General features: G+C 72.3%; 22 protein-coding genes. 11 read left to right on the top strand and 11 right to left on the bottom strand.

All coding sequences use genetic code 11. The annotated features are described in order from the left end of the window. Positions 1-57: 57 nt before the first annotated feature. Positions 58-1230, bottom strand: a complete 1173-nt coding sequence (ku, locus tag CP978_RS22915; protein WP_043443852.1) for a non-homologous end joining protein Ku — start codon at positions 1228-1230, stop codon at positions 58-60. A gap of 98 nt (positions 1231-1328) precedes the next feature. Between ku and ligD the strand changes: the two genes are divergently transcribed. Further along, positions 1329-2216 carry a non-homologous end-joining DNA ligase gene (ligD, locus tag CP978_RS22910; protein WP_043443850.1) on the top strand — a complete coding sequence of 296 codons (888 nt, stop codon included), beginning with the start codon at positions 1329-1331 and terminating at the stop codon, positions 2214-2216. A 69-nt stretch (positions 2217-2285) separates the two neighbouring features. Here ligD and CP978_RS22905 read toward each other — a convergent pair whose 3' ends face one another. Continuing rightward, positions 2286-3089 (bottom strand): NERD domain-containing protein, encoded by an 804-nt coding sequence (locus CP978_RS22905; protein WP_043443847.1) that lies wholly within the window; start codon positions 3087-3089, stop codon positions 2286-2288. 97 nt (positions 3090-3186) lie between these two features. On the opposite strand from CP978_RS22905, the gene CP978_RS22900 reads away from it, so the two are divergent. The 5 genes from CP978_RS22900 to CP978_RS22880 all read left to right on the top strand — a co-directional run bounded on the left by CP978_RS22900 (position 3187) and on the right by CP978_RS22880 (position 9037). Then, positions 3187-3693, top strand: a complete 507-nt coding sequence (locus CP978_RS22900; RefSeq protein WP_043443845.1) for a protein-tyrosine phosphatase family protein — start codon at positions 3187-3189, stop codon at positions 3691-3693. Positions 3694-3754: 61 nt separating this feature from the next. After that, a complete protein-coding gene (locus CP978_RS22895) occupies positions 3755-4471 on the top strand; it encodes a hypothetical protein (RefSeq protein ID WP_063839074.1) in 717 nt (238 codons plus the stop codon). An 80-nt stretch (positions 4472-4551) separates the two neighbouring features. Beyond that, positions 4552-5751, top strand: coding sequence for a sensor histidine kinase (locus CP978_RS22890; RefSeq protein ID WP_079162551.1), 1200 nt, complete (start codon positions 4552-4554; stop codon positions 5749-5751). Positions 5752-6053: 302 nt separating this feature from the next. Further along, the gene (locus CP978_RS22885) at positions 6054-7475 is read left to right on the top strand and encodes an FtsW/RodA/SpoVE family cell cycle protein (RefSeq protein WP_079162269.1); all 1422 of its coding nucleotides are present in this window, start codon (positions 6054-6056) and stop codon (positions 7473-7475) included. Beyond that, positions 7472-9037: a penicillin-binding transpeptidase domain-containing protein gene (locus CP978_RS22880; RefSeq protein ID WP_052454244.1), complete on the top strand. Its 1566-nt coding sequence runs from the start codon at positions 7472-7474 to the stop codon at positions 9035-9037. Before CP978_RS22885 ends, CP978_RS22880 begins: the two co-directional genes overlap by 4 nt. 8 nt (positions 9038-9045) lie before the next feature. Here CP978_RS22880 and CP978_RS22875 read toward each other — a convergent pair whose 3' ends face one another. Further along, complete coding sequence (locus tag CP978_RS22875; protein WP_043443843.1) at positions 9046-9645, bottom strand: Uma2 family endonuclease; 600 nt, start codon at positions 9643-9645, stop codon at positions 9046-9048. Positions 9646-9873: 228 nt separating this feature from the next. Here CP978_RS22875 and CP978_RS22870 point away from each other — a divergent pair, with 228 nt between their 5' ends. From CP978_RS22870 to CP978_RS22855, 4 genes are all read left to right on the top strand, one after another. Beyond that, positions 9874-10806: an AurF N-oxygenase family protein gene (locus CP978_RS22870; RefSeq protein ID WP_043443842.1), complete on the top strand. Its 933-nt coding sequence runs from the start codon at positions 9874-9876 to the stop codon at positions 10804-10806. Positions 10807-10861: 55 nt separating this feature from the next. Further along, complete coding sequence (locus tag CP978_RS22865; RefSeq protein ID WP_043443840.1) at positions 10862-11587, top strand: TetR/AcrR family transcriptional regulator; 726 nt, start codon at positions 10862-10864, stop codon at positions 11585-11587. A 61-nt stretch (positions 11588-11648) separates the two neighbouring features. Next, the gene (locus CP978_RS22860) at positions 11649-11963 is read left to right on the top strand and encodes a hypothetical protein (RefSeq protein WP_043443837.1); all 315 of its coding nucleotides are present in this window, start codon (positions 11649-11651) and stop codon (positions 11961-11963) included. A gap of 102 nt (positions 11964-12065) precedes the next feature. Then, entirely contained in the window at positions 12066-13253 is a 1188-nt protein-coding gene (locus tag CP978_RS22855; protein WP_043443834.1) for a C40 family peptidase, read from the top strand. 22 nt (positions 13254-13275) lie between these two features. Here the strand turns inward: CP978_RS22855 and CP978_RS22850 are convergent, their stop codons facing one another. The 5 genes from CP978_RS22850 to CP978_RS22830 form a co-directional block, all read right to left on the bottom strand. After that, on the bottom strand, positions 13276-14535 hold the full coding sequence (locus CP978_RS22850) for a styrene monooxygenase/indole monooxygenase family protein (protein ID WP_043443832.1): 1260 nt from the start codon (positions 14533-14535) through the stop codon (positions 13276-13278). Between the two features lie 140 nt (positions 14536-14675). Then, complete coding sequence (locus CP978_RS22845) at positions 14676-15314, bottom strand: GTP-binding protein (RefSeq protein ID WP_043443830.1); 639 nt, start codon at positions 15312-15314, stop codon at positions 14676-14678. Continuing rightward, positions 15295-15702 (bottom strand): DUF742 domain-containing protein, encoded by a 408-nt coding sequence (locus CP978_RS22840; RefSeq protein ID WP_043443828.1) that lies wholly within the window; start codon positions 15700-15702, stop codon positions 15295-15297. The genes CP978_RS22845 and CP978_RS22840 overlap by 20 nt, the downstream gene beginning before the upstream one ends. Next, positions 15699-16202, bottom strand: coding sequence for a roadblock/LC7 domain-containing protein (locus tag CP978_RS22835; protein ID WP_043443826.1), 504 nt, complete (start codon positions 16200-16202; stop codon positions 15699-15701). The genes CP978_RS22840 and CP978_RS22835 overlap by 4 nt, the downstream gene beginning before the upstream one ends. Beyond that, positions 16199-19210: a sensor histidine kinase gene (locus CP978_RS22830; protein ID WP_079162268.1), complete on the bottom strand. Its 3012-nt coding sequence runs from the start codon at positions 19208-19210 to the stop codon at positions 16199-16201. Before CP978_RS22830 ends, CP978_RS22835 begins: the two co-directional genes overlap by 4 nt. Positions 19211-19569: 359 nt before the next feature. On the opposite strand from CP978_RS22830, the gene CP978_RS22825 reads away from it, so the two are divergent. Continuing rightward, positions 19570-20358 carry a protein phosphatase 2C domain-containing protein gene (locus CP978_RS22825; protein ID WP_043443823.1) on the top strand — a complete coding sequence of 263 codons (789 nt, stop codon included), beginning with the start codon at positions 19570-19572 and terminating at the stop codon, positions 20356-20358. A 19-nt stretch (positions 20359-20377) separates the two neighbouring features. Here CP978_RS22825 and CP978_RS22820 read toward each other — a convergent pair whose 3' ends face one another. The 3 genes from CP978_RS22820 to CP978_RS22810 form a co-directional block, all read right to left on the bottom strand. Then, the gene (locus tag CP978_RS22820) at positions 20378-20911 is read right to left on the bottom strand and encodes a MarR family winged helix-turn-helix transcriptional regulator (protein ID WP_043443822.1); all 534 of its coding nucleotides are present in this window, start codon (positions 20909-20911) and stop codon (positions 20378-20380) included. A 224-nt stretch (positions 20912-21135) separates the two neighbouring features. Next, a complete protein-coding gene (gene lon, locus CP978_RS22815; protein WP_043443821.1) occupies positions 21136-23571 on the bottom strand; it encodes an endopeptidase La in 2436 nt (811 codons plus the stop codon). A gap of 154 nt (positions 23572-23725) precedes the next feature. After that, positions 23726-24487 (bottom strand): rhomboid-like protein, encoded by a 762-nt coding sequence (locus CP978_RS22810; protein ID WP_079162267.1) that lies wholly within the window; start codon positions 24485-24487, stop codon positions 23726-23728. Positions 24488-24514: the final 27 nt, after the last annotated feature.

Below are 24514 nucleotides of genomic sequence, written 5' to 3'. Positions count from 1 at the left end.
CAGGGGCCGGTCCAGCGGCACGACGGAGGGCGACGGTTCCGCCCCACAGCGTTCGCTTCACGCCGTCCGCTTGGACGCCGTGGACTTTTTCGCCGCCGGCTTCTTCGTGGCCGGCTTCTTCGCCGTCGTCTTCTCGCCGGTCGCCTTCGTCGCCTTCGTCGTCTTCGCCGCGGTCGTCGAGGCGGGCTTCCCCGTCGTGGACGTCGGCTTGGCGGCTGTCTTCTTCGACGCGGTCTTCTTGGCGGGGGCCTTGGGGGTGCCTGTGTTCCCGGACGTGGCCTTCCCGGTCGTCGCCGCCTTGCCCGTCGCCGCCTTGCCCGGCGCCGTCCTGCCCGTCGCCTTCTTCGCCGTGGACGTCGACTTCTTGCCGCCGACCTCCTTGGGCGTCGTACCCGCCGACGTCCGCTCCGTCAGGCGCCGGACCGCCGCTTCCCCGGTGGTCTCCTCGCCGCCCGCGGACCGCGCCCGATGTGCCGCCTGGACGCTCTTCTCCAGGGCCGCCGTCAGGTCCAGGACCTTGCCGCCCTCGGGTTCGGCCACCGGTTCGAGGTGTTTGCCCTCCGCCTTCGCGGTGATCAGCTCCTCCAGCGCCGTGCGGTAGTCGTCGTGGAGGTCGTCCAGGTCCACGTCGCCCAGGGTGTCCATCAAGGCGTCCGCGAGGTCCAGCTCCTTCTCGCGGACGGTGACCTTGCGGTCCGGGGCCACGCCCTCGGGTGCCCGGATCTCGTCGGGCCAGAGCAGGCCGTGCATGGTGATCACTTCGTCGGCCGCCCTCAGCATCCCGAGCCGTTCCCTGCCCCGCAGCGCGTATTTGGCGACGGCCACCTTTCCGCTGCGCCTCAGGGCCTCCCGCAGGAGCGCGTACGGCTTGTTGGCAGGAAGGCCGTTCGCGGAGAGGTAGTACGCGTTGTCCAGTTGGAGCGGATCGATCCGGTCCTCCGGTACGAAGGCCAGGATCTCGATCGTCCGGGCGGTCGGCAGCGGGAGTTTCGCCAGGTCCTCGTCCGTGACGGGGATGATCGTGCCGTCCGCGTCCTGGTATCCCTTGCCGATCTCCGCCTGGGCGACCTCACGGTCCTCCAGCTCGCAGAACTTGCGGTACCGGATCCGGCCGTCGTCCTCCAGATGGATCTGGCGGAAGGAGATCGAGTGGTTCTCGGTGGCGTTCATCAGCTTGACCGGAATGCTGACCAGGCCGAACGAGATGGCGCCGTTCCAGATGGATCGCACGTTCCGCGCCTTTCCATGGGGGCGGGTTTATGAGCGGATAGCAGACGGAGGGGGAGATTTGTTGCTGTTTTCATGTGATTTCGTGCGATTCTCATCGTATGTCGCCGATCACAGAGGTGGAGGGGCGGCGGGTCGCGCTCAGCAATCTGGAGAAGGTCGTCCATCCGGCGACCGGCTTCACCAAGGGTGAGCTGCTGCACTACTACGCGACCACCGCCGACGCCCTGCTGCCCCACCTCCATGACCGCCCGGTGTCCTTTCTGCGCTATCCGGACGGGCCGGACGGTCAGGTGTTCTTCAGCAAGAATGTGCCGCCGGGTACGCCCGAATGGGTGACGACGGCGAAGGTGCCCCACTCGGACGGTCCGACCCGCATGGTGGTGATCCAGGATCTGGCCGCGCTGATATGGGCGGCCAACCTGGTCACCGAGTTCCACACCCCGCAGTGGCGGGTCGACGCGCCCGAGGAGGCGGACCGGCTGGTCTTCGACCTCGACCCGGGGTCTCCGGCGACCGTCGTCGAGTGCTGTGAGGTAGCCCTGTGGCTGCGGGGGCGGCTCGCGGCGGACGGGATCGAGACCCATGCCAAGACGTCCGGATCGAAGGGGCTGCATCTGCTGGCGGCGGTGGAGCGGACGCCGTCGCGGCGGACGACGGAGTACGCCAAGCGGCTGGCCGTGGAGGCGGAGCAGGCCATGCCCCGGCTGGTGGTGCACCGGATGACGCGGAGCCTGCGGCCCGGGAAGGTGTTCGTGGACTGGAGCCAGAACGCGGCCCGCAAGACCACGGCCGCGCCCTACACGCTGCGTGCCCGGGCGGAACCCACCGTGTCGGCGCCCGTGACCTGGCAGGAGGTGGCAGACCTCGCCTCCCCCGAGGGCCTTGTCCTGCGCGCCCCGGACATGGCGGCCCGCCTCCAGGCGTACGGCGATCTGCTGGCCCCGTTGCTCGACCCGGCGCACGCGGCACCGCTACCGCCACCCTGAGCAGGACACGGCAGGACACGGCAGGACGTTAGGCCACTCGGCGTCGGCTGCCGCTGCCCCGAGTAAAGCTCACACCCCCGCCCAAGTGTTCCGGTCCCGCGCCATCGCGTGCAGCGCCTCCGCGTCGGCCGGTTTCAGCGCGCCGCCCAGGCGGGCGAGGGCGGGGAGTTCCGTGTCGCGCAGGACGCGGACCTTCCGGGGCGCGGTGGTGATCTCCACCCGGCCGGGCTCCACCAGGACCAGGACCGGCCGGACCTCCGCGGTCAGCGCGTAGGACGCCCGGTCCGCGTCGGCGCGGAGCCGGCGGAGCAGCGGCTGCCCCTCCTGGCGGCCCACCGTCACCGTCGGATCGGCGACGAGGACCCGCTGCCCGCGGGCGTGGAGGGTGTGCAGCGCGAAGAGGCCGCCGGGGCCGATGGTCAGGTGGTGGAGGCGGTCGCCGCCGGGCAGCGGCACCGAGTGCAGGGTGCGCCAGCCCGCGCCCTCCAGCCGGTCGAGGGCCCGGCCGACCGTCTGCTCGGCGTCGAGCGCCCGGCGCCTGGGGTCCGGGCGGAGCCGGTGCGCGGGGCCCGGATCGCGGTCCAGGGCGATCAGCAGGGCCTCGCCGGGGCGGTTCGGCGCCAGATCGTCGTCCGGGTGCAGGGCGAGCCTGGCCAGTTCCGCGGGGGTGGGCACGGGCGGCGGTCCCACGGCCACCGGTCCCGTCAGAAACGGGCCGAGCGCATGGAGCACGTCCTGCCGCAGGTCCTCGCTGAGAAGGTTGACCCGGCCCGCCTCACGGTCGTACCAGGCGACGTTCCTCCCGTCGGTGCGGCATACGTACAGGCGTTCCTGCCCGTGCCGCCGGGTCGGTATGACGCGCAGTCCGCTCATGCACCATCACCCCTCGACCATGGGAACAGGCGGGGTGCTCTCGCGGCAAGAACCCGGCTACCTTGGTGAGCAGTTGGGGAGTCGGTGGGAGGCACCGTTGCGGACCCGCAGAATGCAGCCCGATGTTCCCGCGCCGGACAGTCCGTGGAGCGAGATCGTGCCCGGTCTGTGGATGGGCGGTCATCAGTTCGCGGCGCGCTCCGGAGCACTGGAGTTCGCCGTGGTACGGGACGAGTTCGATCTGGTGCTGACCTTGTTGCGGCTGCCCGGGCACGGGCCGGACCAGGGAGTGGAGCACCATGTGTGGCCCATACCGGACGGGCCGCTGGACGGGACCGAGATCGCCGGGGTGATGCGGCTGGCACAGGCCGCCGACGACGCCCTGGAGGACGGGCGCCGGGTCCTGGTCCGCTGTTACCACGGGTACAACCGCTCCGGTCTTGTCATCGCGCACGCCTTGGTGCGGGCCGGTCACAGCGCCGACGACGCGATCGGGATGATCCGCGCCCGGCGCGGGCCCTGGGCCCTGCACAACGAGTTGTTCGTCGACTATCTGCGGGCCGGTCTGGACACGGCCCGTCTTCTGGAGGAACTCACGGAGTGAGGTCGCCGACCGGTCATAGAGTGAGCAACCGGCCCTCAGGTGACCAAGAAGGACGTGTTCCGTGTTCCCCAGCCGCCGCGTGTGCGCAGCCCTCGGTCTCGCCGCCACCGCTCTGCTCCTGGCGGGCTGCGGCGACTCCGGCGCCCTGAGGAGCGCGGGCCCCACCGCCACCGCCGTCGGCCCGGTGCAGCTGTGGCCCGAGCTGCCGCCCGCGTCCACGCCCGCCATCGACTACGGGGTGGCGAACACCGAGACGGTGAAGGGCATCGCCCCCGCGGAGGGCGACATCCACCGGGTGGATCCGCTGGACGCCGTGCGCGCCGAGGTGGCCGCGCACCCGGACGCGTACGCGGGCCCGCGCGCGGCCTACTCCCGGACCCGCGAGCAGCTCCGTGACTGCGGCCGACAGGGCGCGCAGGGGCGGCAGTGCCCGCTGCTGCGGGCGTACTACCGGGATCTCACCGGGGACGGGAAGGACGACATGGTGCTCGGCATCCGCTTCCCCGGCAATCAGCTGGCGGTGCGCGTCTACACCGTGGAGCACGGTCGGCTGGTGCAGATCATGGGCGCCTCGGACAGCGTCATCAGCGTGGAGCTGGCGGGCCGGGATGTGATCATCCGCTCCCCGTCGGCGATGCCGGGCTATGCGTTCCGCACGGTGTGGAGCTGGGATCCGCACCAGCACGCGATACTCGCGACCCGGGACGAGATCCTGCGGGCGAGCAGCCCACCGACGAGCGGTCCGGTCCCGCCCGTCCTGACGAGGAGCATCCGGTGAGCCCCACGGGGCGCGCCCTGGGGCGTCTGCCCCAGTGGACCGCGGCCCTGACCTGGAAGGCGGCCGCCTTCATCGCGGTGATGTGCTGCGGTCTGGCCGCCCTGCTGGGGGTGCTCGTCCATGTGCAGGTGACCGACCGGACCGTGGGAGAGGCCCGGTCCCGGGCGCTCACCCGGCTCACCACGGCGGCGCGGGCGTACGAGGCGGGCACCCGGCTGCCGCCCCGTGCGGGCGTCGACCTGCCGGGGCTGCCGGCCCGGCTGCGGACCATGGCGGCGGGCGGGCACCGCGGCACGATGGTCGGCACCGGCGACCCGGAGCCCACGATGTGGGCGGCGGGACCGGCCGCCGGGGGCCGGGCGCTGGCCGTGCAGGTCGACTACGCCTCGGGCGCCCGTATCATCGCCGCCCTCGACCGGGCGATCCTGTGGTCCTCGGCGCTGGCGATCGGTCTGACGCTGTTCGTCGGGGTGTTCGCGGTGACCCGTGTGACCCGGCGGCTCCAGGCCACCGCGCAGGTCGCCCGGCGGATCAGCGCGGGCGATCTGGACGCGCGGGTGGACGACCCGCGGAGCAAGGACCCGAGGCACCCCCAGGACGAGGTGGCGGCGGTGTCCGGCGCCCTGGACACGATGGCCGCCACCTTGCAGGCCAAGCTGCTGAGCGAGCAGCGGTTCACCGCGGATGTGGCGCATGAGCTGCGCACCCCGTTGACCGGGCTGCACGCGGCGGCCGAGCTGCTGCCTCCCGGGCGGCCGACCGAGCTGGTGCGAGACCGGGTGGCCACCCTGCGGACGCTCACCGAGGATCTGCTGGAGATCTCCCGCCTGGAGACCGGGACCGAACGGCTGGAGCTGGACACCGAGCAGCTCGCGCCGCTGGTCCGGCGGGTGGTGCGGGTCTCCGGCACGGCGGCCCAGGTACGGGTCGTGCGCGATGCGCGGGTGGAGACCGACCGGCGCCGCCTGGAGCGGGTGCTGGGCAATCTGGTGGCGAACGCGCACCGGCACGGGCGGGGCCCGGTGGTGCTCACGGTCGACGGCGCGCGGATCTCCGTACGGGACCACGGGGACGGCTATCCGGAGTATCTGCTGGCGCACGGGCCGCAGCGCTTCCGTACCGAGAGCGGCGGGAAGGGCCACGGGCTCGGACTGACGATCGCGCGGGGACAGGCGGAGGCGCTCGGTGCCCGGCTGGAGTTCGCCGACGCCCCGGGCGGCGGTGCGCTGGCCACGCTGACGCTGCCCCCGCCGGAAGCCTCGGGGTACGGCACGGGCTGACGGCACGCCCGGCGGGCCGAGGGCGCGCGGCGACACGGACCGACCACACGGGCCGACGGACCAAGAACGGGCAGCAACACGAGCTGACCACGGGCCAACGGACCAAGGGCGTACGACGACACGGACCGACCGCACGGGCCGACGGACCAACAGCGGGCAGCGACACGAGCTGACCGCACGGGCCGGGTGAGCCGGAGCATGCCGCAGCACAGCCTGACCGCACGGCCGACGAGCCGGGGCGCCCACGGCCGATTGCACCGGCATAACGGGACATCACGGTCACCGCTTGCTACGTTCCGCACATGCTCCATCCCGGAACGCCAGGAACACCCGGTAAGCCCGGCAGACCAGGAACACCCGGCGCGCCGGGCGCCTCAGGTCCCGGGGTCGAGGCGGAGAACCCGGAGCCGGCGGCGCGCCCGCCCCGGCGCCGCGGCATGGAGTTCGCCCTCATCGTCCTGGCGGTCCTGATCTCCGTGTACGGCTACTGCGCCGTCGGGCTCGCGAAATCCGGCGCCGTACCGCCCGGCGCCGTACGGTACGGCGCCGGTCTCGGCATGCTCGCCCTGCTGGCGCATCTCGCGGTGCGGCTGCGCGCCCCGGACGCCGACCCCCTGCTGCTGCCGATCGCCGTCCTGCTCAACGGGATGGGCCTGGTGCTGATCTACCGTCTGGACCTGGAGACCCCGGGCGATCCGGCGGCCACCGCCCAGCTGTACTGGTCGACGGTCGGCGTGGCGCTCTTCATCGTCGTGGTGCTGCTGCTCCGCCACCACCGGGTGCTCCAGCGCTACACCTATCTCTGTGTGGTCGCCGCCCTCGTCCTGCTGATCCTGCCGATCTTCTTCCCGGCGGTGAACGGCGCCCGGATCTGGCTGAAGATCGCCGGGTTCTCCCTCCAGCCGAGCGAGTTCGCCAAGGTGCTGCTCGCGGTGTTCTTCGCCGGGTATCTGGCGGCCAACCGGCATGCGCTGTCGTTCATGGGCCGCCGGGTGTGGCGGCTCCAGGTGCCCACCGGTCGGGTCCTCGGCCCGGTCGTGACGATCTGGCTGTTCAGCGTCGGGGTGCTGGTGCTCGAACGTGATCTCGGGACCTCGCTGCTGTTCTTCGGGCTGTTCGTGGTGCTGCTGTATGTGGCCACGGGCCGCACCGGATGGGTGGCCGTCGGACTGCTGCTGGCCGCGCTCGGGGCGCTCGCCGTGGGCCGGCTGGAGCCGCATGTGCACGCCAGGGTCACGGACTGGCTGCATCCCTTCGCGTCGATCGAAGCGGGGCTCGGCGCCAATCAGCTCGCCCAGTCCCTGTTCGCCTTCGCGGCCGGTGGCGCGCTGGGCACCGGGCTCGGGCTCGGCCACTCGGTGCTGATCGGGTTCGCCGCCAAGTCCGACTTCATTCTGGCGACGGCGGGCGAGGAGCTGGGCCTCGCGGGTCTGTCGGCGATCTTCCTGGTCTACGCCCTGCTGGTGGAGCGCGGCTATCGGGCGGGCCTCGGGCTGAGCGATCCGTTCGGGCGGCTGCTGGCCGTCGGCCTGGCGTCGATCGTCGCGCTCCAGGTCTTTGTGATCGCGGGCGGGGTGACGGGGCTGATCCCGCTCACCGGGATGGCGATGCCCTTTCTGGCCCAGGGCGGATCGTCGGTCGTCACCAACTGGATCATCGTGGCGCTGCTGATCCGGATCAGCGACTCGGCCCGCGGTCAGGGTGAGGGGAGCCGGACGCCATGAGCATCCCCCCGCGTCTCGATCTCGCCCGGCCCGGCGGGACCCCCGCCATCCGCCGGGCGGCGGCCCTGTGCGCGCTGCTGCTGGTCGCCCTGCTGGCGAACGCCACCCGGGTGCAGATCTTCGAGTCCGCCCGCTATGACGACAACCCCGCCAACCACCGGCAGTCCATCGCCCGGTACGGCGGCCCGCGCGGCGACATCGTGATCGACGGGCGCACGGTGACCGGCTCCCGGGACACCGGGGGGATGTTCCGCTATGCGCGCACCTACACGGACGGTCCGCTGTTCGCGCCCGTCACCGGATTCTCCTCGCAGGTGTACGGGACGACGCTGCTGGAGAGCGCCCAGGACGCGCTGCTCGCCGGCACCGACCCGGCGCTGGCGCCGCTCCCGCTGTGGCACGACCTCACCCGGAGCCGCAGCCGCGGTGGCCGGGTGGTCACCACCCTCGACGGGGCGGCGCAGCGCGCGGCGTACCGGCAACTGTCCGGGCGGGCGGGCGCGGTGGCCGCGATCGAGCCGTCCACCGGGCGGATCCTGGCACTGGTGTCGACCCCGTCGTACGACCCCGCGGAGCTGTCCGGGACCGGGGCGTCCGTCACCCGGGCGTGGGAGCGGCTGAACGGGGACGCGGCACAGCCGATGCTCAACCGGGCGGTCCGGCAGACCTATCCGCCCGGCTCGACGTTCAAGGTGGTCACGGCCGCGGCGGCGCTGGACGCGGGGGTGGTGTCCGGACCGGACGAGCAGACCTCGTCGCCGGACCCCTATCGGCTGCCCGGCTCGACGAGCCTGCTCACCAATGAGGTCGACGGCTGCGCGGACGCCTCCCTGCGGTACGCCTTCGCATGGTCCTGCAACACCGTGTTCGCGAAGCTGGGTGTGGACGTGGGGCTGCGCACCATGGCGGACACGGCGGAACGATTCGGCTTCAACGACCCGAAGCTGAAGGTCCCGTTCGGGGTGGCGCCGAGCACCTTCGGGCGGTCGCTGGACCGGGCGCAGCTGGCGCTGTCCTCCATCGGGCAGTTCGACACCCGGGCGACACCGTTGCAGATGGCGATGGTCGCGGCGGCGGTGGCGGGCGACGGCTCGGTGCACACCCCGTATCTGGTGGAGCGGACGACGACGGCGGCGGGGGTGACGGTCTCCACGACCGCCCCGCGCACCCTGCACCAGGCGATGTCCCCGGCGACGGCCGCGCAGTTGCGGGAGATGATGGAGGACGTGGTGACGGAGGGGACGGGCCGGAACGCGGCGATCCCCGGTGCCACGGTCGGCGGCAAGACCGGCACCGCCCAGAACGGCGTCGGCAACGCCAACAACCCGTATGCCTGGTTCATCTCCTGGGCGCGGGCGGACGACGCGGCGCTGCCGGCGGTGGCGGTGGCCGTGGTGGTGGAGGACGCGTCCCGCCCCCGTGACGAGATCAGCGGGGGCGGGGACGCGGCGCCGATCGCCCGGGCGGTGATGGAGGAGGTGCTGAAGTCGGGTGCCGCCAAGGGGCGTTGGTCCGGCCCCCCTGCCGAGACGGGGCTTTCGGGGGGTGAACCGCCTGACTAGTCCGCAACTTATGGCCGACGCCTGACCGCCGTGAGGTCGATGTCGACGGGAAACGGCTCGGCCAGCTCGAGCCGGTGGTGGTGAATGCCGGTGATCGTGTACGAGCGGGTCGCCGGGTCGAGTTCATAGACGCACACCACGGGCTGTGCGCCGTTCTTCTCCACCCGCCAGTACCGGCGGATACGGGCCCCCGCGTACTTCCTCGGCTTGATCTCACGATCACGCCACTCGGAGTCCTCGGAGACGACTTCGACCGTCAGCACGACATCGCTGGGGTAGTACCAGGTCCCTCCCGGTCCGGTCCGCGCATCGTGCGCCACCACCATCAGATCCGGCTCCGGGCGGTCACGCCCGCCGAGTCTGACCGCCGCCCCACGGACGACCTGGAAGACGTCCGGCGCCGCCTCCGTCAGGGCGTTCTCCAGCAGATGAAGGGCCGCCCGGTGGAAGTCGGCCTGCGGACTGCTGAAGAACAGTCCCCCGTCGATCAGTTCGGTGTGCGGCGGGAGACCGGGTATGCGGTCGAGGTCGTCCGCCGTCCAACCGCCCGGAGGGGGCGTCGGATAGGTGTACCGCCCTTCCCACTCACCCTCGGCTGCGGCACTCATCAACGCTCCCCTACGACGGAGTCCGGCAGGTACGACCAGCGTACCCAGCGGAAATACCGCTTCGCGGCTCGACCGGGGCGAGCAGCGGGCCAAGTCCCTGGCGCCCTCACCGGGCCGGGGCCCCGACAGCAAGGCAGCCACAGGGGATTGACGTCCTTGCTGACAAGCAGTCTCATAAGATGTGACCACCGGTAACGACCGGTCGGTGACGAGATGGTGGGGACAGCGATGACGACGACCGTGCCGGAAGCCGAGGTGCTGCGCGACGCGCTCGGGCTGCTCAAGGACCGGGAGCAGGTGGCCGAGCGGTTGCTCGACTCCTCCGCCAAGCACTCGTTCGACCCCGACAAGGAGCTGGACTGGGACGCGCCCTTCGAGGACGGCAAGTGGTTCTGGCCGCCGGAGCTGGTGTCGCTGTACGACACGCCGCTGTGGAATCGGATGAGCGAGGAGCAGCGGATCCTGCTCTCCCGGCACGAGGCCGCGGCGCTCGCCTCGCTCGGCATCTGGTTCGAGCTCATCCTGATGCAGTTGCTGGTCCGGCACGTCTACGACAAGGCGGCGACGAGCGCCCATGTGCGCTATGCGCTGACCGAGATCGAGGACGAGTGCCGGCACTCCAAGATGTTCGCCCGGCTGATCGCCCACGGCGGCACTCCCTGGTACCCGGTGAGCCGGGCCCACCAGAACCTGGGCCGGGTCTTCAAGACGATCTCGACGACGCCCGGGTCCTTCACGGCCACGCTCCTCGGCGAGGAGATCCTGGACTGGATGCAGCGGCTGACCTTCCCCGACGAGCGGGTGCAGCCGCTGATCCGCGGGGTCACCCGTATCCATGTGATCGAGGAGGCACGGCATGTCCGCTACGCCCGCGAGGAGTTGCGCCGGCAGATGCTGACCGCTCCCCGGTGGTCCCAGGAGTTCACCCGGATCACCTCCGGTGAGTTCGCGCGGGTGTTCTCGGTCGCCTTCGTCAACCCCGAGGTCTACACCGACGTGGGCCTGGACAAGCGGCAGGCCATGGCCCAGGTGAAGGCGAGCGGGCACCGCCGCGAGGTCATGCGGACGGGCGCGCGGAAACTCACCGACTTCCTCGACGACATCGGGGTGCTGCGGGGAGTGGGCCGGCGGATGTGGAAGGCGTCCGGGCTGCTGGCGTAGGCCTTCGAAAGGCTGTCACGGCCGTTTCCGGGGCGGCCCGGTTACGCTGCGGGACATGACCTCCGACGCCTCCACCCGCGCCTACCGTCGGCTCAGCGTCGAGGAGCGGCGGAGCCAGCTGCTCGACGCCGCGCTGTCCCTGTTCGCGCACCGCCCGCCCGAAGAGGTCTCGCTGGACGGGGTCGCCGAGGCCGCCGGGGTCTCGCGGCCCCTGGTGTACCGCTACTTCCCCGGCGGCAAGCAGCAGTTGTACGAGGCCGCCCTGCGCTCTGCGGCCGAGGAGCTCGAACAGTGCTTCAGCGAGCCCGCCGACGGCCCGCTCACCCGACGTCTGGGCCGCGCCCTCGACCGCTATCTCGCCTTCGTCGACCGGCACGACACCGGGTTCAGCGCGTTGCTGCGGGGCGGCAGCGTGGTGGAGACCTCCCGCACCAGCGCCATCGTGGACGGGGTGCGGCGCGCCGCCGCGGAGCACATCCTCAGCCACCTCGGCGTCACGGAGCCCGGGACCCGGCTGCGGATGACCGTGCGGATGTGGATCACCGCGGTGGAGGCGGCCTCCCTCATCTGGCTGGACGAGGACAAGCAGCCGCCGGTGGACGAACTGCGGGACTGGCTGGTCGAGCAGTTCGTGGCGTGTCTGGTGGCGGGCGCGGCACGCGACCCGGAGACCGCCGCCGTGGTGCGCGACGCACTGGCCCGGGAGAGTCCGGAGGAACCGGTGGGCGCCCTGATCCGGCATGTCCTGCCGCTGCTCGGCGAGGCGGGCCGGCCGCGGTGACACGGCGGCGCGCGGGGGACACCGGCGGGGGTGCTGGACCCGGGAAGGGGACACTGGTGCCGTGAAGAGCCAAGACACCCCGTTCGTGGGCGGCCCCCTGGACGGGCGCGTCCTCCCTGTGCTGCTCGGGCCCACCGGCCACCCCCCGAAGACATACCGCGTCCCGGTCCCGGACGCGGCCGGCGGCCCGCCCACCGTCCTCGTCTACCGGCGCGTCGAGGCGAACCCCGGCGGCAGGCTCGGTCTCCACCGGGGCTGGAAGTACGAGTACGACCCCGAGGGGGACCGCGGCGGCCGGCTGCGGTGGCCGTGGTCGAAGGCGCGCACTGGGCCGGACGCCACGCCGGGCGGCGGTCCGGACACCGCCGGCGGGTGACTGCGCGGGGGCACACCGGCCAGTCGGCACCTCTGAGGGCCGCAGGCATCCCATCCTTCCGGTGCGAGGTGGACGGACCACCCCGCACCGGGAGGTGATGACATGTCAGAGAGGTGGCTGCGTCTGGTCGGTACGACGGCGGTGACCGTCTCGACCCTGCTCGTGCCCGCCCCCGCGGCGGCCGCCCCGGACCCCGGCACCGGCACCGCCCCGGCCCGGCAGCCGGACACCCGGCCGGTCTCGGAGCTTCTGACGGACCTTCAGCTGCGCTACCGGGAGGCCGAGCAGGCCACCGAGGCCTACAACGCCACCACCGAGCGGCTGAAGCAGCAGCAGGCCGAGGTCGCGCGGCTGGACGACCGCCTGGCCAAGGCCCGGCTCGCCCTCCAGGACAGCCGTGTCGAGGTCGGGCGGCTGGCCCGCCAGCAGTACCGCAACAGCACGGACCTCTCCCCCTATGTGGGACTGCTGCTCGCTCGTGATCCCGAGCAGGCGTTCGACCAGGGGCATCTGATCGGGCAGTTGGCACGTGAGCGGGCCGAGAGCATCCGGGAACTGACGGGCGGCGCGCAACAGGCCGACCGGCTGGCCCGCCGGGCGCGCACGGCCCTCGACGCACAACTCGCCCTGTCCGAGCGGCAGCGGCAGGCCCGGGACGACGTCCGGGGGCAGCTGGAGGGCATCGAGAAGCTGTTGGCCTCGCTCAGCCCCGGGCAGCTGGCCGAACTGGCCTCGTCCGAGCAGAGCGGGACCGCCGCGGCACAGCAGAGCCTGGTGGAGTCCGGCGCCCTGGGCACCGGCGGCGCGCCGTCCTCGGAGGGGGACCGGGCCCTGCGCTACGCCGTGGACCAGATCGGGAAGCCGTACGAGTGGGGCGCGGCGGGCCCGGCGGCGTACGACTGCTCGGGGCTGACCTCGCGGTCCTGGCAGCGTGCCGGGCGTTCCATCCCGCGCACCAGCCAGGAGCAGTGGGCCCGGCTGCCGCACGTACCGCTGGCGCGGCTGCGGCCGGGGGATCTGGTGGTCTACTTCCCCGAGGCCACACATGTGGCCCTCTATCTCGGTGACGGCATGGTGGTCCAGGCACCCCGGCCCGGAACCCGGGTCAAGGTGTCCCCCATCGCCGCGAACCCGATCCTGGGCGCCGTCCGGCCGGACGCACGGGCGTCGTCCCTGCGGAACTACGAGCCGCCGAAGCTCCCCCGCACCGCCCTGGCGGGCTCCGACGAGGGCTACGGCACCCTGCGCCCGCCGGACACCACGGCGCCCCGGCCGGGGACGAGCCCCTGACCCGGCGAGGGCCCGAAAGGCCTCAGGCCCCGGTCACCGAGGTGAGGTACGCCTGTGTCCGGTCGGGGTCGAAGAAGTAGTCCTCGAAGTCGGCCGGGTCGTCGAAGCCGTTGGCGAAGCGGTCGGCGACCGGCTGAAGCGCGCCCGCGGCACCGATCAGGTTGAGGACGTGCTCCGGGGGCACCCCCAGCATGGCGTTGGTCCACTTGGTGATGGGGCGGGCCGTCTCCCAGTAGCGGTCGAAGGTCCCCTGCATCCATGCCTCGTCGAACTCCTTGTCCCCGTGTTCGAGGATCGAGGCGAGATACGAGGCGGCGCACTTGGACGCCGCGTTGGAACCCTGCCCGGTGACCGGGTCGTTGGCCACGACCACGTCCGCCACGCCCAGGACGGCCCCGCCGCCGGGGAGCCGGCCGATCGGATGGCGGACGGTGGGCGTATAACGACCGGCGAGCGTGCCGCCCGCGTCGGTCAGCTCCACCTCGGTGGCCCGCGCGTACTCCCAGGGCGTGAACCGCTTCATGAGCTCCAGCGTCAGGGCGAGGTGCTCGGACGGGTCCGTGACACCGCTGAAGACGTCCAGCGGGCCACCGGGTATGCCCTCCCAGAACAGGATGTCCGCGCGGCCGGAGGTCGTCAGGGTCGGGATGACGAACAGCTCGCCCGCGCCCGGGACCAGGTTGCAGCGGACCGCGTCGAAGTCCGGGTGCTCCGGGCGGGGGCCCAGACCGTGGACATAGGCGACCGAGAGGGCGCGCTGCGGCTCGCTGTACGGCGAGCGCGCGGCGTCGCGGTCGAACATCGACACAAGCTCGCCCTTGCCCGCGGACACCAGCACCAGGTCGTAGGCGCGGGAGAAGTAGTCGAGGTCGGAGACGGCCGCCCCGTGGACGACCAGCTGGCCCCCTCGCTGGACGAAGGTCTCCGTCCAGCCGGCCATCTTCACCCGCTGGTCCACGGACTGGGCGTACCCGTCGAGCATCCCGCCCCAGTCGATGACCCTGCCCCGGCCGCCCCCGGGGAGGTCCTCGGTCTCCGGCCCGGACACGGACACCCCGAGTCCCCGGATCCTCGGTGCCTGGGACTCCCAGAAGTTCAGCCCGAGGTCCCGCTCGTGCTGGAGCGCCGTGTGGAACATGCACTGCGTCGACATCACCCGGCCGGTGCGGATCTCGTCCGCGGTCCGGTTGGACATCAGGGTGACCTCGTACCCGTGCGACTGGAGGCCGAGGGCGAGCTGGAGTCCGGACTGGCCGGCACCGACGACGAGGATCTTCCGCATGCGGGTGGGCTCCTAACGGGGCTGGGGTCTTTCCTCCGGATCGGACCGGGCCGAATCGGATCGGGCCGAATCGGATCGGGCCGAATCGGGCACCAGGGCCCGCGAGCCGGACCGGGCCGGACCGACCCGGACGGGAGGCCCTACTCGGGGGTGAGGTCGAGGGCGTGCCCGACCAGGGCCAGCAGGGTCTCGACCGCCGAGATCCGGCGGCGCGCGTCCATGATCATGACGGGTACGTGCGCGGGGATCGTGAGGGCCTCGCGCACATCCTCGGGTTCGTACCGTTCGGTGCCGTCGAAGTGGTTGACCGCGACCACATAGGGCAGTCCGCTGCTCTCGAAGTAGTCGAGGGCGGCGAAGCAGTCCTCCAGTCTCCGGGTGTCCGCCAGGACCATCGCGCCGATCGCGCCGCGCACCAGGTCGTCCCACATGAACCAGAAACGCTCCTGGCCCGGTGTGCCGAAGATATAGAGCACCAGGTCGTCGTCGAGCGTGATGCGTCCGAAGTCCATGGCCACCGTGGTGGTGACCTTGTCCGGCGTGTCGGTGAGGTCGTCGTGCCCCTTGCTGGCCTCGGTCATCATGGCCTCCGTCTGGAGGGGCACGATCTCCGAGACGGCGGTCACCAGGGTGGTCTTGCCGACGCCGAAGCCGCCCGCCACCACGATCTTCGTGGCGATCGGGGCGCGCGAGCGGTCCTTCTGCCAGGCCTGCAACTCCTCCTCGTCGTCGAGGAGCGGGGAGACGCCCGGGGAGACGTCAGAGACGGCGGAGTCCACTCAGCACCCTTTCCAGCAGAGCGCGGTCCGGCTGTCCCGGGCCGTGACCGGTTCCGTACACGCGGATCTTTCCCTGGTCCGCGAGGTCGCTGAGGAGCACCCGGACCACCCCGAGCGGCATTCTCAGCAGCGCGGCGATCTCCGCCACCGTGCGCATCCGACGGCAGAGTTCGACGATGGCCCGCATCTCGGGCATCACCCGGGCGGACGGCGAACCGTTCGTCAGCTCACGTCGTTCCTCGGGGGCGTCCAGCGCGGCCACGAAGGTCTCGACGAGCAGGACATGACCGAAGCGGGTGCGGCCGCCGGTGAGCGAATAGGGCCGTACCCGGGCGGGTCTGCGGTCGCCGCGGCGTACCGGCAGCTTCTTCGGACCGCCGCCGCTCACCGGTCGCTCCCCTCCGGGGCGGCCTCCATCGACTGGCGTAGCTCGTTGCGGAGTTCGGGGGTCAGGACATGTCCGGCGCGGCCGACGAAGAGGGCCATGTGGTAGGCCACCACGCCCATGTCGCAGTCGGCCGAGCCATGCACACCGAGCAGTGAGCCGTCGCTGATGGACATGACGAAGAGGCTGCCCTCGTCCATCGCGACCATCGTGTGCTTGACCCCGCCGAAGTCCATCACCTTCGTGGCGCCGGCGGTGAGACTGCCGATGCCGGAGACGATGGCGGCGAGGTCGGCGGAGGACCCCCGGGGACCGCGGGGCCTCTGCTCCCGGCCCGCGCGCGCCTCCTCGATCCGTCCGGGGTCGGAGGAGAGCAGGAGCAGCCCGTCGGAGGAGACCACCGCGACCGACAGCAGTCCCGGCACCTCCTCGACGAGGTTCGTCAGCAGCCAGTGCAGGTTGCGAGCCTCACTGCTCAGTCCGAAGCTACTGGTGGCGGTCAACTGCTTGCCTCCTCGACGGTGCCCCCCGATGGTTCTACATCCCCTGCCGTGCCGGGTGCAGCGACCTGCGGTGGTGCCGTGGGCAGGTCCCCGGGTGCGCCGTCCGTCTTCTCGGCGATCTCCGCCTCGACATCACGGTGTCCCTCCAGGGCGCCCCGGTGGAATCCACCGAGTCTGCGTCGCAGTGCCTCGGCGTCCACACCGCCGGGGCGTGGCCGCGGGGCAGGGGCGGGCGCGGAGATCCTGGGGGTGCGCTTGGGAAGGCCCTTGACGGTGCGCCGGGGGGTTCTCGGGTCCTGGGCGGTGGGCTCTTCCCCGGTCTCCTGGGGTACTGCGGAGTCCTCCTCGGGATCCTGGGGTGCCGCGGGCTTGTTGCGGGCCTGCCGGGGGGATTCGGGTTCCGCCCGGAGTCCGTGCGGCTCCGTGCCGGGCCGCGACCCGCCCTCGTCCGCGGTGCGCTCATGGGCGTCGGGGCCGATGGCGTAGGGGTCGGACGACGTCTGGGCGGGGATACCGGCGACCGGGGCGGGTTCGTCCCCCCGGGGCGAGGGGAGCAGCAGCGCCATCGTGGTCTCGGGGCCGGGCTCCGCGGCCTCGGCCTCCGGGTCCTCGGTCTCCCGCTCGTCGGCCGCGGACTCGTCGTGGTCCGCCGGGAGGCCGGTGTCCCGTACGGGGGCGCCCTCGCCGGGGACGGACGTCGAAGGCGCGTCGTCCGCCCGCTCCCCTTCGGCCCGTTCGGCCTCCTCCTGCTTGCGGACGGCCTGTTCGGCGGCCGCGATCAGCGGGTCCTCGTCGCTCCGGGGGTCCGGGGCGGCGATCCGTGAACGGCTGCCGAGGACGTTGGAGTTGGCCTCCGCGTCGGCGCCCGGCAGCGACACGGTCCCCGCGCCGTCCGTCCCCTTGGCCGCCCCGGCCTTGCCGGCCGCCGCGAGCAGGGACTTGGGCAGGGCGACCACGGCGGCGACACCGCTCGGCTGCTGCTCGCGCAACTCGACGCGGATGCCGTGCCGGTGGGCGAGGCGGGCCACCACATACAGGCCGAGCCCGAGGCCCTCGCCGCTCTCCTGGTCGTAGGAGTCGTCCGGGTCGAAGCCGGCGAGCCGGTCGTTGAGCTTGCTCATCCGGTCGGCGGACATGCCGATGCCCTCGTCCTGGACGGAGAGCGTCACCTCGCCGCTCTCCATCAGCCAGCCCGAGATCTCGATGCGCTCGTCCGGGGGCGAGGAGGAGGTGGCGTTCTCCAGGAGTTCGGCCACCAGGTGCGAGAGGTCGTCGGCGGCGAAGCCCGCGACATGGATGTGCGGCGGCAGCGCGGCGATCCGCACGCGGTCGTAGCGCTCGATCTCGCTGACCGCGGCTCGCACGACATCGACCAGCAGCACCGGCCCGGCGTGCTTCTGGCCGTGCTCGGCACCGGCCAGGACCAGGAGGTTCTCGCTGTGGCGGCGCATGACCGTGGCGAAGTGGTCGAGCTTGAAGAGGGTGGACAGCCGCTCCGGGTCCTGCTCGCGCTCCTCCAGGCCCTCGATGACGCCGAGCTGGCGCTCGACCAGGCCGAGGGTGCGCAGGGCGAGATTGACGAAGGAGGAGTGGATGTTGTCCCGGACCTGCTCCAGATGGGCGGAGGCGCCGGTGAGCTCGGTGCGCAGCTTGGCACGCTCGTCGGCCATGGTCTGGCGCTGGCCGACCAAGTGCTTGCGGTCGGTCTCCAGGGAGGACAGGCGTTGCTGGAGGGCGACGGCGTGGGCGTGCAGAGCGTTGACGGACCGGACGACCTGGGCGAACTCGTCGTTGCGCCCGGTGAACTTCACCGGTTCCTCGGCGGCCGGGTCGGCGGCCACCCTGGCCGAGCCCCGGCGCAGCACGGCGAGCGGGCGGGTCAGACTGCGGGCCATCGCCATGGCGATGCCGACGGCGACGAGCAGAACCGTGCCGAGGGCGGCGACCTGGATCTCCAGCGCGGTGACATCGTCGTCGCGCAGCTTGGCGAGGTCCTTGCTGCGGCTCTCGTAGAGAGAGGACTCGGCGCCGCGCATCAGGTCGACCCGGGCGGAGAGCGCGGCGTCGACCTTCTTGACGCTGAGGCCCAGATCGCTGTCGGAGAGCGTGGGCTCGTCGGTGAGGGTCTTGAGGTACTTCTCGGCGGAGGTGACCTCGGGGCCGGTGACCGTGGAGTCGTACGAGGACTTGGCGGCGGCGGGCGCGTTGTCGCGGAAGCCGGCCAGGGCCGCGTCGGCGCGGACGACGGCCTGCTGGGCGGCGGCGCTGAGTGCGTCGCGCTGTTTGACGTCGGCGTCCGAGGAGCTGCTGGTGGTGGTCGGCAGCCCGGTGTACGGGTCGATGACGGTCTGGGTGGAGCGGGGGACGTCGAGGGCGGCCAGCAGCAGTCCGCGGGCGGCGGCCGACTGCTGGACGGCGGTGTCGAGGTCGGCGAGCGCGTAGGCGCCGGCACCCGCGCGGGGCGGCATCTGCTCGGCCAGCCGGCCGGCCAGGGCGTGCAGTTCGGTGAGGGCGGTGGAGTACGCCTGATGCGCCTCGAGCGCGCTGCCCTTCCCGGTGAGTGCCGCTCCGCGTACGGCGGCCACCTCGGCGAGGGCCTTGCGGAGCCCGCCGGGGAGGTCGGGTTCGGCGCTCAGCTCCTTGATCTGCCGGTCCACGCGGGCGCTCAGTTGCTTGGTGGGCGCCTTGGACTCGCCGCGCCCCGCAGCCACATAGGAGGTGACCCCGTCACGCTCGTCGGCCAGCGAGTGGGCGAGTGTGAGCGCGTCCTGGGTCTGCCCGGCGAGCATCACCAGATTCTGGGTGTCGTTGACCTGCCCGGAGGCGGCGATCACGCTCGGCGCCCCGGCGCCGGCGATCGCGGCGGCGACCACGGCCACCGCGACGATCAGCCGATTGCGCACATGGGCGGGTCGGCCGCTGCCCGCGGGTGCGGACGAGGTGTCCCGTTCGGGGGCCGTCTTCTTGCCTGTGCGCCGAGGCCGCTTCTTCTGCACCGGTGCTCGCATTCCTGATTCGTGTACCCAAGGACCCGGGTGACGATCCGTCGGCTGGGGCGTCGACCCGGTACGACGGCTCCCGACCCTCCCAGTGCCAGTGGACAGAGGTCTCTCTTCGCCTGACCCGCCACCCGAAGGAGTGAACATCGGCGGGGAGTTGGCGGGCAAGTTCCTCCGGACCGTGCCGGGGTCTCAACGGGCGGGCCGGTTGGACGTCGGCGGCGCACTTTGGCAATATTCGCCGCCGCACTTCGACGGAAACGATCATTCCACGTCAAAACCGGCATCCGGCCCGGCCGGGCGCGGGGATCGGACGGCCGTGAACGGTTTTTTGCCGCCCCGTTGCGGGGTTCGTGCAGACTGACCGCATGCGCACCGAGCTGATTTCCTGCCCCGGCGACCCGGCCCGGCCCAACGAGGACTTCGCCGCGCTCGCCCTTCCGGCCTCAGGACAGGGCGGGGTAGTGGTCGTCCTGGACGGGGTGACGGGGCCGCCGGGAGACGACGGCTGTCTGCATTCGGTCCACTGGTTCAGCGCGCGGCTCGGCGGGGCACTGACCGAACTGTCCGTTTCCCGCCGTGATCTGACACTGCCGGAGATCCTCTCCCGCGCCATCCTCCGTACCGCCGAGACCCACGCCTCAACCTGTGACCTTTCTCACCCGCGCACTCCACAGGCGACCGTGGTCCTCGCCCGCTGGTCCGAGGCGACCGTGGAGTATCTGGTGCTCTCGGACTCGGCGCTGCTGATCGAGGCCCCCGACGGCACGGTCACTCCCCTGCTGGACGACCGTCTCGCCCGGCTGCCGCGCTCCTCCCTGGCGACGGACGCCGTCGCGGACGCCACGGTCCGCAACAAGGAGGGGGGCTTCTTCACCGCCGCGGCGGACCCCTCGGTCGCGTCCCGGGCGGTTACCGGCGAGCTGCCCCTCTCGTCGGTACGCGCCCTCGCGGCCCTCACGGACGGCGCGACCCGCTGGACGGAGAATTTCCACCAGGGCGACTGGGCGGAGCTGTTCACCCGCGTCCGCAAGGAGGGGGCGCCGGCCCTGGTGGAGCACGTACGGGCCCTGGAGACCGCCGAGGCCGAGGCGCGAAAGGGCCCGGGCCGCGGCAAGACCCATGACGACGCGACGGTGGTGTACGTGGAGCTGTGACCGCGGGCCGGGCGGCGCGTCACCTCTCCGTGCTGCGGTTCAGCTGGTGCAGCAGGCGCGCCAGTTCGGCCACCTCGCGACGGTCCCAGTGGGCGAGCTGGCTCACATAGCGCGCACGGCGTGCCTCACGCACCCTGCCGACGCGGGTGCGCCCCTCCTCGGTGAGGTGGACCAGCCAGGCCCGGCCGTCCGCCGGATCGGGCTCCCGGGCCACCAGGCCCAGCTCCTCCAGGGCGCGCAGCTGGCGGGACATGGTGGCCTTGCCGATGCCGATGTAGGCGGCGAGTTCCGTGGCGCGCTGGCGTCCGCACTCGTCGAGCCGGGCCAGCAGTCCGTACGCCGCGGGCTCCAGGTCCGGATGGACCTCGCGGGCCATCTCGCCCTGGTTGGCGCGGGCCCTGCGCAGCAGCACCGTCAGTTCGCGCTCCAGGGAGAGGAACTCCCGGTGCGCACCGCTCCGGTCCCCGGCACTCCGGTCCGCGCCGTCCGCCGGCGCGTCGGAGCCGTCCGGGCGCCCGTCGCCGTACTCCTCGCCGATTCCGTCCTCGTGCACCTCAGCACCCCTGCCCCGGTCTCCCGCACCTGAATATTTCCGCCGGGCGCCGCCGTCGCCGCAGCTGGGACAGTATTTCGCAGGGCCGGGCCGACGGCACTCTCCGACCCCCGTGCCGGACACCCGTCAGGGGGAAGGCCCGGGCTCCTCATGGGTGCCGTCGACCAAACGGCAGCACCAGGGAACCCGGGCCCCTTTCATCCGATGGCGTCCTCCCCCAGTGCTCAACGCCTGGGAGGTGCCCCCATCGCCGCCACCGGAACCTCCGGCGCCGCTCCGTCGGTGGCCGGCGTCAGCGCCAGCTCCAGGACCTGGCGGACGTCCGTGACGGTGTGCACGTCCAGCTTCTCCAGCACCTCGGCCGGGACATCGTCCAGATCGGCTTCGTTCCGCTTCGGGATGATCACGGTGGTCACGCCCGCCCGCTGCGCGGCGAGCAGCTTCTGCTTCACCCCGCCGATGGGAAGGACACGGCCGGTCAGCGAGACCTCGCCCGTCATCGCCACATCCGTACGGACCGGCCGCCCGGAGAGCAGCGAGGCCAGGGCCGTCGTCATGGTGATGCCCGCGCTCGGCCCGTCCTTGGGGACCGCGCCCGCCGGGAAGTGGATATGCACGCCCCGGTCCTTCAGATCGCCCACCGGAAGCTCCAGTTCGGCGCCGTGGGAGCGCAGGAAGCTCAGCGCGATCCGCGCCGACTCCTTCATCACGTCGCCGAGCTGTCCGGTGAGGGTCAGACCCGCCGCACCGGTCTCCGGGTCGGCCAGCGACGCCTCCACATAGAGGACGTCGCCGCCGGCACCGGTGACCGCGAGCCCGGTCGCCACTCCGGGGACGGCCGTGCGCCGCTCGGCCGGGTCCTGGGCGGACTCGGGCACATGGTGCGGGCGTCCGATCAGCCCGCGCAGATCCTCGTCGCGGAGGGTGAGGGGCAGCTCCGTCTCGCCCAGTTCGTGCCGGGCCGCGACCTTGCGCAGCAGCCGGGCGAGGGACCGCTCCAGGTTCCGGACGCCCGCCTCACGGGTGTACTCGCCGGCGAGCTTGCGCAGCGCGCTCTCGTCGAGGGTCACCTCGTCCGTGCGCAGCCCGGCCCGCTCCACCTGGCGCGGCAGCAGATGGTCGCGGGCGATCACGACCTTCTCGTCCTCGGTGTAGCCGTCCAGGCGGACCAGCTCCATGCGGTCCAGCAGGGCCTCCGGAACGGCTTCCAGGACATTGGCCGTCGCGAGGAAGACGACATCGGACAGATCGAGCTCCACCTCCAGATAGTGGTCCCGGAAGGTGTGGTTCTGGGCCGGGTCCAGCACCTCGAGCAGGGCGGCCGCCGGGTCGCCGCGGAAGTCGGACCCGACCTTGTCGATCTCGTCGAGCAGGACGACCGGGTTCATCGAACCGGCCTCCTTGATCGCACGGACGATACGGCCGGGCAACGCCCCCACATAGGTGCGCCGGTGGCCGCGGATCTCCGCCTCGTCGCGCACCCCGCCGAGCGCCACCCGGACGAACGTGCGGCCCATGGCGTGCGCGACCGACTGGCCGAGGCTGGTCTTGCCCACGCCGGGCGGGCCGACCAGGGCGAGCACGGCGCCCCCGCGCCGCCCGCCGACCACCCCGAGCCCCCGCTCGGAGCGCCGCTTGCGCACCGCCAGATACTCGGTGATCCGCTCCTTCACGTCCTCCAGGCCCGCGTGCTCGGCGTCCAGCACGGCCTTGGCGCCCCGGATGTCGTACGCGTCCTCGGTGCGCTCGTTCCACGGCAGTTCGAGCACGGTGTCCAGCCAGGTCCGGATCCAACTCCCCTCGGGCGACTGGTCGCTCGACCGCTCCAGCTTGCCGACCTCCTTCAGGGCGGCCTCGCGGACCTTCTCGGGCAGGTCGGCGGCCTCGATGCGGGCCCGGTAGTCGTCGGACTCCTCGCCCTCCGTGTCGTCGTTCAGCTCGCGCAGTTCCTTGCGGACGGCCTCCAGCTGCCGGCGCAGCAGGAACTCCCGCTGCTGCTTGTCGACGCCTTCCTGGACGTCCTTGGCGATGGACTCGGCGACGTCCTGCTCGGCGAGGTGGTCGCGCAGTTGCTGGGTGGCGAGCCTCAGCCGGGCGACCGGGTCGGCGGTCTCCAGCAGTTCCAGCTTCTGCTCGGTGCTCAGGAAGGGGGAGTAACCGGAGTTGTCGGCGAGCGCGGAGACGTCGTCGATCGCCTGGACGCGGTCCACCACCTGCCAGGCGCCGCGCTTGCGCAGCCAGCTGGTGGCGAGGGCCTTGTACTCCTTGACCAGGTCGGCGACATGACCCGGCTGAGGGTCGGGCACCGTCCGGTCGATCCGGGTGCCCTCGACCCACAGCGCCGCACCCGGCCCGGTCGTCCCGGCGCCGATCCGCACCCGGCCGCGGCCCCGGATCAGGGCGCCCGGGTCGCCGTCCGCGAGCCGGCCGACCTGCTCCACCGTGCCGAGCACACCGGTGCCCGCATAGGTTCCGTCGATCCGGGGCACCAGCAGCACCCTGGGCTTTGCGGACTCCGGCCCGGCGGCGGCCTGTGCGGCCTCCACCGCCGCGCGCACCTCGGAGTCGCTCAGGTCCAGCGGCACCACCATCCCGGGCAGCACGACCTCGCCGTCGAGCGGCAGCACGGGCAGGGTGAGCGGTGTGGACGTCGAAGCCATGATCTCCCCTTCGGCAGTCAAGTTGAGCTATGCGGACTCAATGCGCGGGGGGATTCGATTGTTCCCAGGGGGGTGTTCGCTGTGAGCGATCACGTGCCCCGGTTTCCGTCAGCGACGCGGATCCGTTTACGTCAAGGACACCGACCCGGCTCCGTCAAGGACGCGGATCCGTCCGGTCCCAGCGCCGCACCCGGGGCCACAGCGCGATCCCGATCGCCAGGGAGAACAGATGACCCCAGTCGCTCAGGGGGTCCGTGAGAGTGAGCAGGTCCTGGAGCAGTACGCCCCCGAACGCGATCAGCAGCAGCCGGCCCGGCCATGGCCGCAGCAGGCCCGCCAGTGCGCCCAGGCTCGTCGCGACCCCGAAGCTGATGCCGTAGTCGAGGCGGTGCAGGGAGCTGTCCGGGAGCAGGCCCGCCAGGACCGCGAGCCCCACGGGGATCTCGGTGGCCAGGGTCGCGCACACATGGCCGACCAGAAAGACGGCGGCGGTGCGCGGACCGCCCGTCCGCCGCTCCAGCGCCGTCAGCACCAGCAGGAAGACCAGCGAGTAGGGCGAGAGCACCCCGCCCGCCACCCAGAGCGCGCTGGCGATCAGAACCGGTACCGGGGCCTGGAGCAGATGGGCGACATCGGTGCTGGACGCCTGGTAGAGGGTCCCCATCAGCGCCGGGTCGGCGTATCGGGCGACCAGCGAGGTCATGACGAGGGCGGCGGCGTACCCGAAGGTGAAGGGGGCGCCCCCGGGCGTCGGCAGGAGCAGCCACGGACGCGGCACCGCCCTGCGCGCGGGCGGGGGCACAAAGGGAGCGGCGGGCGGCGGCACCGTGCGCTGGCGCGGCATGCCCTCCAGGACCGTCGGCCCCGTCTCGGGGGACGTGCGCCCGGGGCCGGTCTCCGGGACCGTACGTTTCACGGTGTGGCGCTCCTTCCGTCACACCCC

Origin of the sequence: Streptomyces nodosus (assembly GCF_008704995.1) — a bacterium.
GTDB classification, from domain to species: domain Bacteria; phylum Actinomycetota; class Actinomycetes; order Streptomycetales; family Streptomycetaceae; genus Streptomyces; species Streptomyces nodosus.
This window is presented reverse-complemented; position numbering and strand designations above follow the sequence as displayed.

Excerpts from the sequence above, each read along its gene's own strand:
- ligD (WP_043443850.1), top strand. The coding sequence starts at position 1,329 with ATGTCGCCGATCACAGAGGTGGAGGGGCGGCGGGTCGCGCTCAGCAAT.
- CP978_RS22905 (WP_043443847.1), bottom strand. The coding sequence starts at position 3,089 with ATGAGCGGACTGCGCGTCATACCGACCCGGCGGCACGGGCAGGAACGC.
- CP978_RS22890 (WP_079162551.1), top strand. The coding sequence starts at position 4,552 with ATGTGCTGCGGTCTGGCCGCCCTGCTGGGGGTGCTCGTCCATGTGCAG.
- CP978_RS22885 (WP_079162269.1), top strand. The coding sequence starts at position 6,054 with ATGCTCCATCCCGGAACGCCAGGAACACCCGGTAAGCCCGGCAGACCA.
- CP978_RS22880 (WP_052454244.1), top strand. The coding sequence starts at position 7,472 with ATGAGCATCCCCCCGCGTCTCGATCTCGCCCGGCCCGGCGGGACCCCC.
- CP978_RS22875 (WP_043443843.1), bottom strand. The coding sequence starts at position 9,645 with ATGAGTGCCGCAGCCGAGGGTGAGTGGGAAGGGCGGTACACCTATCCG.
- CP978_RS22870 (WP_043443842.1), top strand. The coding sequence starts at position 9,874 with ATGACGACGACCGTGCCGGAAGCCGAGGTGCTGCGCGACGCGCTCGGG.
- CP978_RS22865 (WP_043443840.1), top strand. The coding sequence starts at position 10,862 with ATGACCTCCGACGCCTCCACCCGCGCCTACCGTCGGCTCAGCGTCGAG.
- CP978_RS22855 (WP_043443834.1), top strand. The coding sequence starts at position 12,066 with ATGTCAGAGAGGTGGCTGCGTCTGGTCGGTACGACGGCGGTGACCGTC.
- CP978_RS22850 (WP_043443832.1), bottom strand. The coding sequence starts at position 14,535 with ATGCGGAAGATCCTCGTCGTCGGTGCCGGCCAGTCCGGACTCCAGCTC.
- CP978_RS22830 (WP_079162268.1), bottom strand. The coding sequence starts at position 19,210 with ATGCGAGCACCGGTGCAGAAGAAGCGGCCTCGGCGCACAGGCAAGAAG.
- CP978_RS22825 (WP_043443823.1), top strand. The coding sequence starts at position 19,570 with ATGCGCACCGAGCTGATTTCCTGCCCCGGCGACCCGGCCCGGCCCAAC.
- lon (WP_043443821.1), bottom strand. The coding sequence starts at position 23,571 with ATGGCTTCGACGTCCACACCGCTCACCCTGCCCGTGCTGCCGCTCGAC.